This is a genomic window from Blautia sp. MSK.18.38, from assembly GCF_024460535.1.
GTDB classification, from domain to species: Bacteria; Bacillota; Clostridia; order Lachnospirales; family Lachnospiraceae; genus Blautia_A; species Blautia_A fusiformis.
Genome location: NZ_JANFYP010000010.1, coordinates 50,358 through 63,172, shown reverse-complemented (window position 1 = coordinate 63,172; position 12,815 = coordinate 50,358). Strand labels below are relative to the sequence as shown.

At 44.0% G+C, this 12,815-nt stretch carries 10 protein-coding genes; all 10 read right to left on the bottom strand.

The features are described 5' to 3' along the window. Window positions 1-102: 102 nt before the first annotated feature. Window positions 103-1,869, bottom strand: coding sequence for an arginine--tRNA ligase (gene argS, locus NE638_RS08060; protein WP_173745999.1), 1,767 nt, complete (start codon window positions 1,867-1,869; stop codon window positions 103-105). A 39-nt stretch (window positions 1,870-1,908) separates the two neighbouring features. Beyond that, window positions 1,909-2,778, bottom strand: a complete 870-nt coding sequence (locus tag NE638_RS08055) for a DegV family protein (protein ID WP_022427121.1) — start codon at window positions 2,776-2,778, stop codon at window positions 1,909-1,911. A 284-nt stretch (window positions 2,779-3,062) separates the two neighbouring features. After that, window positions 3,063-4,679, bottom strand: a complete 1,617-nt coding sequence (gene ptsP, locus NE638_RS08050) for a phosphoenolpyruvate--protein phosphotransferase (protein ID WP_015524657.1) — start codon at window positions 4,677-4,679, stop codon at window positions 3,063-3,065. 269 nt (window positions 4,680-4,948) lie between these two features. Next, window positions 4,949-6,211: an ABC transporter permease gene (locus NE638_RS08045; protein ID WP_118608509.1), complete on the bottom strand. Its 1,263-nt coding sequence runs from the start codon at window positions 6,209-6,211 to the stop codon at window positions 4,949-4,951. A 21-nt stretch (window positions 6,212-6,232) separates the two neighbouring features. Next, window positions 6,233-8,314 (bottom strand): hypothetical protein, encoded by a 2,082-nt coding sequence (locus tag NE638_RS08040; RefSeq protein WP_118608508.1) that lies wholly within the window; start codon window positions 8,312-8,314, stop codon window positions 6,233-6,235. Between the two features lie 4 nt (window positions 8,315-8,318). After that, window positions 8,319-8,990 carry an ABC transporter ATP-binding protein gene (locus NE638_RS08035; RefSeq protein WP_015524653.1) on the bottom strand — a complete coding sequence of 224 codons (672 nt, stop codon included), beginning with the start codon at window positions 8,988-8,990 and terminating at the stop codon, window positions 8,319-8,321. Further along, window positions 8,987-10,429: an efflux RND transporter periplasmic adaptor subunit gene (locus NE638_RS08030; RefSeq protein WP_118608507.1), complete on the bottom strand. Its 1,443-nt coding sequence runs from the start codon at window positions 10,427-10,429 to the stop codon at window positions 8,987-8,989. Before NE638_RS08030 ends, NE638_RS08035 begins: the two co-directional genes overlap by 4 nt. A 166-nt stretch (window positions 10,430-10,595) precedes the next feature. Continuing rightward, window positions 10,596-11,189: a hypothetical protein gene (locus NE638_RS08025; protein ID WP_015524651.1), complete on the bottom strand. Its 594-nt coding sequence runs from the start codon at window positions 11,187-11,189 to the stop codon at window positions 10,596-10,598. 111 nt (window positions 11,190-11,300) lie between these two features. Next, window positions 11,301-12,029, bottom strand: a complete 729-nt coding sequence (locus NE638_RS08020; protein WP_173745998.1) for a CpsD/CapB family tyrosine-protein kinase — start codon at window positions 12,027-12,029, stop codon at window positions 11,301-11,303. Continuing rightward, a complete protein-coding gene (locus NE638_RS08015; protein WP_114002601.1) occupies window positions 12,022-12,771 on the bottom strand; it encodes a YveK family protein in 750 nt (249 codons plus the stop codon). Before NE638_RS08015 ends, NE638_RS08020 begins: the two co-directional genes overlap by 8 nt. Window positions 12,772-12,815 lie beyond the last annotated feature (44 nt).

Here is a 12,815-nt window from a genome sequence, read left to right as displayed (position 1 = left end):
AACTTTCTATATAAAAAAGTCCGCCGAATATAGCAGACAAAAATGTCTCTTTATCCGGCGGTCTGTCATTATTCATAGTGTTTGTATCTGCAAAGCTATACCTTACATACGATCCGGTGCAGAGAATCCAAGAAGATCGATGCTTGTCTCAAGCACTCTTCTTGTAAGCTGGAGCAGCTGAAGGAAGGATTCCTTCTGTGCCTGATCCTCTTCGCTTAAGATCTTGGTCTCATGGTAAAAGCTGTTAAATGCATTGGATACCTCATAGATATATGCACAGATCTTATGTGGTGCTTTTTCTTCAAAAGCGTTCTCAACCATTGCCGCAAAGCCGGAAAGCTGAAGCATCAGGTTCTTCTCACTGGCATTGACTGCCGGAAGGATCTTACCTGTACTTAAATCTCCTCCCTCCTGTACATAACGGTTCAGGATCGACTTAATACGAACGATAGTATAAAGGATATACGGACCTGTATTTCCCTCAAAGGATGTAAAGCGGTCAACATCAAAGATGTAATCCTTGGTCGCCTGGTTGGAAAGATCTCCGTATTTGATTGCGGAAAGTCCTACAATCTTGGCAGTATCCTTTGCATCTTTATCTTTTACACTGCGATTCTCCACGATCTTACGATACATTTCCTCATCAATATCTGCGATCAGGTTCTCCAGACGCATAACACCGCCTTCTCTTGTCTTAAACGGTTTACCGTCTTTTCCATTCATGGTACCGAAACCAAGGAAGGAAAGCTTGGTCTCCGGATTTACAAGACCGGTTTTTCTTGCGCAGCGGAATACCTGGATAAAATGCAGCTCCTGACGCTTGTCAACAACATAAAGGATCTCATCCGGCTGAAAGAGTTTCATACGCTCTACGATAGTAGCAAGGTCTGTGGTCGTATAGAGAGAAGCTCCGTCTGATTTCAGAAGCATACATGGAGGGATCTCCTTGGTATCACTCTCTTCTTTTACATCTACAACAAGAGCACCCTGGTCCTCATAGGCAAATCCTCGCTTCTTCATATCCTCTACCATATCCGGAATGTATGGCTGTGCATCGGATTCTTTTTTCCAGAGGTCAAAGTCTACGTTCAGATTCGCGTAGTTTCTCTTAAGGTCTGTTACAGATACATTCATGATGTGGTTCCAGAGAGCCATGTATCCGGGTTTACCCTGCTGAAGAAGGTGGGTTGCCTCCAGTGCCTGATTACGGTAAGCCTCATCCTCTTTTGACTTCCCACTGGCACATGGATAGATCTCTTCCAGCTCGCTGATGGTAAACGGTGCTTCTGCCGGATATTCACCGGTAAAGCTGTCATCAAAATATACCAGCTCCGGTTTCCGGTGTTTCAGCTCGGTGATGATCAGTCCCATCTGAAGGCCCCAGTCTCCAAGATGTACATCACCGATCACCTTATGTCCTACAAAACGTCCGATACGCTTGATGCTCTCACCGATGATCGCAGAACGGAGATGTCCTACGTGAAGCGGCTTGGCAACGTTTGGTCCGCCATAGTCGATAATGATCGTCTTCGGATTCTTGGCAGTCTCAACAGAAAGCCTCTCGTCCTCTGCCATCTTATTCATGTATTCTGCAACAAATTCCGGTTTCACATCCAGGTTGATAAATCCAGGCTTTACAACTTCTGCTCTGGAAAAGATCCGGCTGTCTGACAGCTGTGCTACCACATCATCAGCGATCATAAACGGTGCCTTGTGATATGCTTTGGCTCCTGCCATAGCACCGTTACACTGATACTCACATAAGTCCGGTCTGTTGGAAACAGTAACTTTTCCGTAGGACGGATCATAACCTGCTTTTTCAAATGCTGCGGAAAGTTCTTCCGCCATCTGTTCCATAATCTTCTTCATGTTTCAAACTCCTCATATCTTTGTTTCTGTATTTTATGCTTATAACGTCACTTTTCTTGAACATGCGACTGCAAGGGCACCATAACCGATATGGCAGGCAACACTTAAAGAAAGGGGATCCATATGTATCTCCATTCCCGGAAATACCTCCTGGATCTCTCTTTTAAATTCTTCTGCTTCTTCCAGATTTCCTGTATAAGCAGCCTGAAGACACATCTCACCGTCAGATACGTATTCCTTAAAACGTGTTTCCCAATCATTCTTCATTGCCTTCAGCATGGCACGTTTGGCCTGCTTCTTGCCACGGACCTTGGCGTAGGCATCCAGCTTCTCTCCCTGGATCTGAAGTACAGGCTTCAGGTTCAGAACCGTTCCGATGGCTGCTGCTGCCGGTGTGATCCTGCCACCTTTTTTCAGATATTTCAGGGTGTCAAGTGTGATATAAATACTGGAATCGAGTTTCTGATCTGTAAGGATCTTCTTGATCTCTGCAGCACTTTTTCCTGCCTCGGCAAGCATCTTAGCATCCATTACAGACTGTCTCTGTGTTACGGAAATCCGCTGATTGTCCACTACCTGAACACGACCATTATAATCAATAGCAAGTCCCATTGCAGTAGAACAGGATGCACTCAGTCCGCTTGACATCGGAATATGAACGATTTCCTCATAATCTCTCAGAAGCTTGTCCCACAGATCACAGAGATCAGCCGGACTTGGCTGAGATGTGGAGATAGTTTCATCCTTCTTAAGCTTCTCATAAAACTCTTCCTGTGTGAGAGTTACACCTTCAAGATACATTTTTTCATTAATATAAAACGGCATCGGTATCACATAAACGCCAAGCTCTTCGGCCTGGGCCTGTGTGATACCGCTGTTGCTGTCTGTTACAATGGCAATTTTGCCCATTCTTTTCTCTCCTCCTGGTCTGTTATCTCACAGTTCAAAGAATTAATGCATCAGCCCCTGATGAACTAATTCTTTGAACTGCTGTAGAAAGCCATGATGTTAGTGTATCATATTTTTTTCTATATCACAATTGGAAATTTTCTGTGACCTTCGCTCACAAAAAATACCTCGCGGAATATTACCAGTGAACAGTAACTAAAAAAACAGCTGCCATACAAATATTTATGCACAGCAGCTGTCACACTATTTATCAAAAATATCCTTATCTATTTATGATCTGTGTTTTATTTCATTTCTCTTACGATCTTTCGAACCGGAAGAACAAATGTCGGAGATACGGACAACTCATCCAGTCCCATCTCTACAAATCTCTCAGTAAGTGTAGTGTCCGCACCAAGCTCACCACAGATTCCGGCCCAGATACCTTCTTTGTGTGCATTATCCACAACCATCTGGATCATACGGAGAACTGCCTCATGATGGGAATCATAAATGTTGTCAAGCTTTGCATTCTGACGGTCAATAGCCAGTGTATACTGGGTCAGATCATTGGTTCCGATACTGAAGAAATCAACCTCTTTTGCAAGAAGATCACTGATCATAACAGCTGCCGGAGTCTCGATCATGATACCCTGCTCCACGTCATCACGGAACGGGATCCCCTGTTCCTTAAGCTCTGCTTTTACTTCTGCTACAATGGCCTTGATCTGCTTCACCTCTGTTACAGAGATGATCATCGGATACATGATGGAAATATTTCCGAACATGCTTGCGCGGAAAAGTGCTCTCAGCTGTGTCTTAAATACTTCCGGACGGTCCAGACAGATACGGATCGCACGATATCCCATTGCAGGGTTTTCCTCATGCGCCATATTGAAATAATCGATCTGCTTGTCCGCTCCGATATCCAGAGTACGAATGATAACTTTTTTACCGGCCATATTCTGAGCTACGGTCTTGTAAACCTGGAACTGCTCTTCCTCTGTAGGATAGTCTTCTTTTTCCAGGTATACGAACTCACTTCGGAAAAGTCCGATGCCTTCCGCATCATTGGCAAGTACATTCGCAACATCACCTGTACTTCCGATGTTGGCATAAAGGTGGAGCTTACGACCGCTCTTGGTAACAGTTTCTTTACCTTTCAGTTCTTTGAGCATTGCACGCTGTGCAAGTTCATCGGCACGCATATCCTCATATTTTTTAAGGGTCTCTGCATCCGGCTCAACGATCAGATTTCCGCTCTTTCCGTCTACGACTGCCATCTTACCGTCCATGGACTCATCGTATTCAATATTGATCAGCGCCGGAATATTCATGGTTCTCGCAAGAATCGCAGTATGTGAGTTAGAAGAACCTTTTCTTGTGACAAAAGCAAGAACCTTGCTCTTATCCATCTGTACAGTCTCACTTGGTGCAAGATCCTCTGCAACTACGATCACCGGCTCGGATGCTTCAAGCTCTCCATCTCCATGGCCGGAAAGCACACGTACCAGACGGTCTGAGATATCCTTTACATCAGCTGCTCTTGCTTTCATATAATCGTCGTCCATCTGTGCGAACATTGATGAGAAGTTATCACCAGTTGTTGCAACCGCATATTCTGCATTTACAGACTCTGTACGGATAATGTTGTGGATGGAATCCAGATAGTCATCATCATCCAGCATCATCTGATGAACCTCAAAGATTGCCGCTCCGGACTCTCCAACTTCCTGAAGAGCCTTGTCATAAAGCTTCTGAAGCTGTGCCACAGCCTGCTCTCTGGCTGCCTCCACACGCTTTACCTCTTCTTCCGGATCCTCCACGTGAACACGTTTAACACTGGCGTCAACTTTCTGGAGGATTGAGATCTTACCGATCGCAATACCGGAAAATACAGATTTACCTTCCAAAACCTTCATGAAATTATCTCCTTCTGTTTTTATATTTGCCCACTTATGATGTATTATATCACACTATCCAAAGATTCTGCCACGATTTTTTTATGATCTCTAAAAAACCTGTAAAAACTCTATTTATGCTTTCTTTTTTTGTCATATATACAGCAAAAGTGACAAAATAAAGACCGCAGAGCTTCATAAAACCTGAACAATACTTTCAGATATAAAAATAAGCATCTGCCGCCGGAATCCTTCCGGCAATTGCAGATGCTATATGTATGTATATCTTTTTATTCACTGCGAAGGGCATCGATCGGATTAAGATTAGCTGCCTTTACAGATGGGAGAAGTCCGAAGATCAGACCGATCAGCATGGAAAATACCACAGAACCGATAATTGCCGGAACGCTGATAGCTGTTGGTGCTCCTGACACCTGAGACACCATTTTTGACAGGATGATCCCAAGGACCACACCAATGATTCCTCCGATACTGGTCAGCACCGAAGCTTCCGTCAGAAACTGTCCCAGGATCACTTTTTTTCTTGCTCCGATAGCTTTTTTCAGTCCGATCTCGCTGGTACGTTCTGTGACAGATACAAGCATGATATTCATAACACCGATACCACCAACAAGCAGGGAGATACTTGCGATCCAGATCAGCTGCTGATTGGTACTTTCGCTGAGCTTCTGGAGATTCTTGACCTTCTCCATAATGTCTTCCGCTTTATATTTAAAGTTCGATTTGTTTTTTTCATTCTGGATTCCTGTATTCAGAATATCCTCTGCTGCTTTTCCTACAGAACTCATATTATCTGTGCTGTCTGCACGGACTGTCACATTTTGCGGCTGATCAAATTTAAATGCAACAGGCCAGGTAGTATCCGGGATCATCACGCTTCCCATGATCGTCTGCGAATATTCCTCATACTCAGAAATCGTATTGATCTTCGGCATGCTGTCCTCACTCTGAGTAATCACACCTACAATGATATACGGTTCTGATCCCACCTCAATGGTTTTCCCTACCGGGCTCTCACTTCCGAAAATATTCTGTGCAGCATTGGAATCCACAAGAGCAACCTTTCGGTAGCTGTCATAATCTTTTTGTACAAATCCCCGCCCGGACTGGACCAGGTATCCCCTCGTTTTCAGATAATTGCTGTCGATCCCGTACACGGTTCCGCCCTGAAAGCTTGTGTTTTTATAATAAACACTGGCAGACTGGCTGCTGTAATAAAATGTAGAACTGATCACATGATCCAAGTCTCCGATCGCCGTTTTCTGGGAATCAGAAATAACCGGCGGTGTGGCCGAGCTTCCGTAAGAACCATAATCCATATCGTATGTACTGTCTCCGTCATAGAGCATAACCTGTACGGTATTGTTTCCGGACCCGATCAGATCTTCCTTGATCTGCTCACTGGTACCTTTGATCGTAGATACAATTGCAATAATAGATGCAATACCAATAATAATACCCAGCATGGTCAGAAAGGATCTCATCTTATGTGACCATATTCCCTGAAAAGCCAGGCGTATATTTTCAAACATGAAATTTCTCCTTCCTGTTATTTATTCATTGTACATATCATCCAAAGTCACTTCTTTTGTCTTGGCTCCCTCCTTCACGGCATCACCATATGGGAAAGCAAGAAGATCATCGGATTTCAGGCCTGAAGTTACAACTGCATAATATCCGCTGTTCACAATGCTTCCCACTGTGATCTGCTGCTTTTTCAGTGTTCCCTTCACGTCTTTGTATACATAGCTGGTTCCATTTTCCGTACGGATAAATGCCTTCATCACAACCATACTGCCTTCGGCAAGTTTATTTGACTTCAGAGATACCGTCACATAATCCTGGTCGGTAAACTGCAATGAACGATCTGTGATCTCTGCATTAAAGGTGTAATACGATACATTGGGATTAGAATCTCCACCATAATAAGCATTTGAAGAATCCACCGGGTAATCGGATACATTCAGTACCTTCGCCTCAAAGCTGCCGGAATTATAACTGGTACACTGAAGAAGTGTTCCCTCCTTCATCTGATCCAGCATCAGTTCGCTGACCGTTCCGGTAACATAAAAACCATCTTTGCTTTTTACTTTCAGAAAAGCATCTCCATTATAAGAACCTGTGACTTCATCTCCGATGTAAGCAACCGTTCCATCCAGTTTGCTTGTTATCAGCTTGTTTTTTATTTTGTTCTCCAGCTTAGTGATTTTCAGATTATTTTCCTCAATATCCAGTTTCAAACTTGCGATCTTGTTTTTCTGGATCTTGATCGCATCCTCTCTTGACATGGTTGTGCCATCAGTACCGTCATCTCCATCACCGCTGTCATCCGGTATCTCATTATCATTTTTGTCATATTTGGAAGCCTCGTCCAGTGTAAATTCTGTTTCCGCATACATATATACCGGATTTTCAAGAAGACTTCCATCGATCAGATAATATCCTGTACAGGAAAGTGTTCTGTCCTGAAAATCAGCAATGGTATCATTCTCATGAAACTCCAGCTGGAACCAGCTGCCGCCTTTCTGGACCACTTTGGTTCCATCCTCACTGTATCCCGCCATTCTGTTAAAGAAGGATCCCATCACCGTAACTTTGCCTTTGGCACTGCTTACAAGAAAAACATAGGGATCTTCTTCCGTACCGGTTCCTGTAAACGGCTGAGAAGTATAATCCAGCTTCTGATAAAATTCCGGTTCACCATCTGTGATCCCCGGAATTTCCGGTTCTGTTATATTGGGATCAGGAAGCTCATTGGGTCCCAGTGTGGGAGTCGGTGTCGGAGATACCGTTGGGGTGTCATCTTCTCCGGAACCCCAGTCCGTAGTCTCTCCGTCTGTAATATCATTGGCAGTAGGATCCTGGTAGGTCGGATCCATGATCAGATCCTCATCGGATGCAGTTGTATCCTCTTCCATATCCGCTGTATCATCTCCGGTCATCTGCTCTGTTTCACTGTCCGTCGTTTCTCCGGACGGCATTTCTTCGGTAACTTTCTCTGCAGAATCTTCAAGATCTCCTTCTGTATCTGTAAGGGCACTGAGAAGTAATGGCCTGGAGGAAACCACTGCAAGATAGCTGCCATCTGCAGTAGCCGCGGAACCGGTAGTTGACTGCATATCCTCGTCTCCGTCACTTCCGGAAGGTGTATCCGTATTTGTCATTTCTCCATCATTTCCTTTATCACCACCTGTAGGATTCAGGTCCGTATCATCAGTACTGTCTGTACTGTCTTCGATGGGACCTCCATTCTGAAGACTTGTCAGACGGTTCTGTGCTTTGGTCAGATCCTGCTCCTGCTTCTGCTGTTTCAGCTTTGCAATATTCAGCTCCATCTCTACAAGTGTCATATCAAAGGAGATCAGATTATCGCCTTTTTTTACATCATCACCCTGGGATACATATATTTTCTCGATGATCATATCTTTATCCATATTTACATTCTGAGAAACATTCGTGGTGATGGTTCCATCCAGTGTTGTCTCCGAATACCAGTCCGTCTGAAGATTGCTGACGCTGGTTACCGGCACCTCTGTTACCTTGGATTCTTTCACATGCATAAGCCCTGTGTAGATTCCTCCGGCTGCCAATGCCGCAACCAGTACACCAACGATCACTCTCTTCACCACTTTCATTCTATCACCTCTTTTCCTGCAGCTCACCGTCACGGATCATAACAACCCGTTTGGCATGTGCCGCAATCTCCGGGTCATGTGTGATCATCAGCACAGAAACTCCCTCATCGTTCAGCTTCTGAAACAGTTCCATAACCTGTGCTCCCGATTTCGTATCCAGTGCCCCTGTAGGCTCATCTGCCAGCAAAAGCTTGGGATTGTTTACGATCGCTCTTGCAATAGCCACTCTCTGCATCTGTCCTCCGGAAAGCTGGTTGGGCTTAAAATCCACCCTGTCGGCAAGGCCTACACGCTCCAGAGCTTTTCGTGCACGTTCCCGGCGCTCCTTTTTGGGAACCCTTGCATAATTCAGCGGCAGTTCCACATTTGTCAGCGCGCTCTGCCTTGGAAGGAGATGAAAGCTCTGAAATACAAATCCGATCGTTTTCAAACGGATATCTGACATCTCATTCTCTGTACATTTGGCAATATCTTCTCCATTCAGGAGAAAAGTTCCCTTGGTAGGTTTGTCCAGGCATCCGATAATATTCATCAGTGTAGTCTTTCCGGAACCGGAAGGTCCCATGATCGCCACATATTCTCCCTCCTCCATGGAAAAATCTACATCTTTTAATACAGGTACTGTCATTTTCCCCTGCTGATAATCCTTATATATTCCTTTTAAATCCAAAATCATTCTGTCGGCGCTCCTTCCATCGGAACAAGGTCATCTCCCGAAGAAATGTCGTCTGTCGCATCCATCATATCACTGTCTACAGCTCCATCTTCGATCATTTCGGGCTCTGAGCCATCACTTTCCGTGTATGCAGAATCATCAGAGCTTTCATCATCCTCAGAATCATCCCACATAGCCGCTGTAGTCTGATCTGCAGTACCTTCTGCGACAGACATACCTTCCTTCAGCTCATCTGTCGGAAATGCGATCTTATCTTTTTCGGTAAGTCCGTCTGCGATCTCATATTCCCCAAGATCTTCATCATACTGTCCTAATATGACATCTCTCTTCTCCAGCTTGTTCTGACCGTTTGCGATCCAGACATATGGGCTGTCTGTATCCGCATCCACGATAAAATAATCGTTCAGCCAGATACCGGACTTTTTCTCATCCTGTCCTTCGTCCGGTTCAATATACACATGCTGCCCCAGCATCAGACCCTCAGATGAATCCAGATTCACATAAAACGGATAGGTACTGGATGATGTCTGATCATCACTGGCACTGGACATTCCGAACATTGCCATATCCGAACTGCTGTTGCTGGTAGAATTATCCAGGTCAACAGAGCCCATGGTGCCCTTCCAGGTTTTTGAAGAATCCACCCTGGAACGAATGATCACAGGAGTTCCCTCTATGATCGAATCACGGTTTATTTCATTTACCGTTCCCTTTACACGATAAGCACCTGTACTCAGGATCGTGATAAATGCATTGCCGGAGCTGTTTCCGGAACTGGAATCTGTGGAATCCGTCGTGCCTTCTGTCAGCGTATCCTCCACGCCCTCAGAATCATCACCGCCCATCTTGGAGGTATCGATCTTCTGAATCACTCCATCGATCTCACTGCGCACCTCGGTATTCTGCGTTGCCTGGGAAAGCTTATCGATCTCTGCCTGTTTGCTTTTCTGATCATATTCATTCTTCTTGAGATTCATTTTCTGTGTTTCGATCTCTATTGTATAGGAAAGCTGATTATCTGCTGTAGCTTTCTTTTTCTCAGCTTCCAGTGTAGTGATCTGATCAGATATACTTAACTGTTCGTTTTTCAGGCGGTCCAAGGCCAGCTGTGCTTCCTGAAGACTTTGCTGGATACTTCCAAGATCATACTGAAAAAGAAGCTGCCCTTTCTTGACTTCCTGACCGGTCTTTACCTGAACTTCTTTTACCTTTCGGCCGCTTTCGATCTTTACCTGAACCGTTTCCTGCGGTTCCACAACACCTGCATATCGGTTTTCCACTCCGGAATCCATTTCCGAAAGCTTGCCTATCTTTGTTACATATACAATATCGCTACCTCCTGCGGACCCTGCATGATGTGTATAATAATACCATCCACCGGCTCCGATACCGGCTGCAAGTACAAGGACTCCAAGTGCGATCAAAATACGTTTTTTCATATCTGTCCCCTTTTCTCAGCATCGTACTAAAACTATCTGTTGCTTCAAACATCATAGCAGATTCACTCTAAAAAGAAAAGTCCCTGAAGAAAACGATGCAGATTTCACAGATTTTTCATAAAAAAAAATCCCCTTCGTGGCCAGGAGATTTTTTATGTAATAATGATTATTTAACTGTTACTTTAACTGTCCTTGTTACAGTCTTGTGATTAGCCAGCTTAACAGTAACTTTTACAGTATATTTGCCTTTTTTAGCATTTTTTGCTACTATGATCTTACCTGTTTTACTTACTTTTACAGCTTTGGAGTTGCTGGAAGTCCATGTTGCTTTTGCAGCTTTTGCCTTTGTAAGCTTGATGGTTGTAGCTTTTCCTCTTTTAACTGCAACACTGCTCCTGGAAACTTTTACATTTTTCTGAACAGCAGGGTTGATCGTATATGCTACAGTTTTATAGAAACCTGCATAACGGCCGATACCGTTGATATAAACTATTTTTTTACCGGCGGTTTTCATACTCTGTCCATACTTGTATGTTATAACATAATCTTTACCATTTTTCAGAGTTTTTTTACCAGCTTTTACAGTTAATACCGGATGCTGGGTTTTTCCATTGTAAGTTGTAGTTTTCTTTTTCAGTGACACAGTGTTGAAAGTCTGCTTTGTTGGTGATTTTGCAGCTGCCATTGTCGGAACGGTCATTGTTCCGAACAGAACCATAGCTGAAAGCATAATAACTGCAAGTTTTTTGATAGACTTCATTTTGATTCACCTCTCCCTTAAATTATCACAGGTATACGCCTGTTGTTTTTGATTTATTTATAAACGATCCCGCCACGTCTGATCCTTTATAACGATATAAAAAGATAACAATCATTTCTCTGAGTGCTTCTTATGTTTCGTATCCGGCTCATAACCGTATCCATATCCATAGTTTCCGTATTTTCCATATTTACCATAGCCTCTGGTAGAAACTTCCGCGCGGTTCAGCACTGTGCCAAGAAGCTTACATCCGGACTGTTCGATCTCATATAAAGACTGTTTTATCATTGCCTTCGGTGTTTGACCGGCTCTGACCACCAATATCGCGCCATCACACATGGAAGCGATCAGTGCTCCGTCTGACACGTTTCCAAGGGGAGGTGTATCTACGATCACAAAACGATATTCTCCGGCAAGTCTGTCAAGCAGTTCTCTGAATCTGGCATCCTCAAGAAGAGGGGACGGATTCTCAAGAAGCTGTGTACACGGAACTATGTATGCATTTTCAATATTTGTTTTATAGACTACATCTTCATATTCTGCCATGCCGGAGAGATAATGGTTCAAGCCCTTTGTTTCTGACGCATTTTCCACCTGCATTCTCTGCATCTGAACAGATTTACGCAGATCCACATCCACCATAACAGTAGAAAAACCTGCTTCTGCAAGCATCTTCCAGAGATATGAGGAAACAGTACTTTTACCTTCATTTGGCATGCAGCTTGTAAGAAGGATCTTTTTTGTGTTTTTGCCACAGAATTTAACATTGATCCTGAGACGGTTCATTGCCTCTTCTACTGCATAGGGAAGATCCGGAAACACTACTTTCAGTTTATTCATTTCTCTTTCTCCTTTTTCTGCTGCTATACTCTTCCTCTCCGTCATAGCTTTTCACCTTACTGCTTTCAGGAATCGTAGTCAGCGGCACAAGGCCAAAATATTTTTCCATTTCTTCTGCCGTATGGATCGTATCATCCATCAGATATCTGACGCTCAGGATACCTGCGCAGATGAGAAGCCCCAGAAGTCCTCCTATCACCGTAAACTTGAAATAGCTTGGTGCAGCCTTGTGTTCAGGTAGTTTTGCATGCTGTGCAATATTCGGGGCCTTGGTACTCATTGTATCCGGCAGATAGGAAACAGCTTCCTCTGCCATTGTCTCTGCAAGGTCCATAGATAGCTGAGGATCTGTTGTTGTTGCTGTGATCTGGAGCACACGCGTATCAGACGGATTGTTCAGTGTATACAGCTTCGCAAGATCTTCGTAATCCATATCGAGTTTCAGTTTCTCGATTACACGGTTCAGCACCGGGTAACTGAACATCAGCTCTTCATAATCGGATGTCAGCGAAGTTCCCAGATTCAAATCATTCAGATTGACAACTGAATCATCAGAGGTTGAAACCACATAAAGTTTTGCCGTTGATTCATAGGTTGGCTCAATGAAAAAGAATGCAAATGCATTCAAAGCCAGTGCCCCGGCAAGAAGACAGAGAAGCAAATGGTGCCAGTGATCCATAAGCATATACGCAAGATCCAAAAGATCTATTTCCATCTCGTCATTCATATCTTTCTGATTCATAGCTTTTCTCCTTGTTTTATATTTCCGCAGGTGGCCTGCACCTG

Bases quoted from the DNA above. Each gene is read 5' to 3' on its own strand.
- argS (WP_173745999.1), bottom strand. From the start codon at position 1,869: ATGAAGAAGATTATGGAACAGATGGCGGAAGAACTTTCCGCAGCATTT.
- NE638_RS08055 (WP_022427121.1), bottom strand. From the start codon at position 2,778: ATGGGCAAAATTGCCATTGTAACAGACAGCAACAGCGGTATCACACAG.
- ptsP (WP_015524657.1), bottom strand. From the start codon at position 4,679: ATGAAGGTTTTGGAAGGTAAATCTGTATTTTCCGGTATTGCGATCGGT.
- NE638_RS08045 (WP_118608509.1), bottom strand. From the start codon at position 6,211: ATGTTTGAAAATATACGCCTGGCTTTTCAGGGAATATGGTCACATAAG.
- NE638_RS08040 (WP_118608508.1), bottom strand. From the start codon at position 8,314: ATGAAAGTGGTGAAGAGAGTGATCGTTGGTGTACTGGTTGCGGCATTG.
- NE638_RS08035 (WP_015524653.1), bottom strand. From the start codon at position 8,990: ATGATTTTGGATTTAAAAGGAATATATAAGGATTATCAGCAGGGGAAA.
- NE638_RS08030 (WP_118608507.1), bottom strand. From the start codon at position 10,429: ATGAAAAAACGTATTTTGATCGCACTTGGAGTCCTTGTACTTGCAGCC.
- NE638_RS08025 (WP_015524651.1), bottom strand. From the start codon at position 11,189: ATGAAGTCTATCAAAAAACTTGCAGTTATTATGCTTTCAGCTATGGTT.
- NE638_RS08020 (WP_173745998.1), bottom strand. From the start codon at position 12,029: ATGAATAAACTGAAAGTAGTGTTTCCGGATCTTCCCTATGCAGTAGAA.
- NE638_RS08015 (WP_114002601.1), bottom strand. From the start codon at position 12,771: ATGAATCAGAAAGATATGAATGACGAGATGGAAATAGATCTTTTGGAT.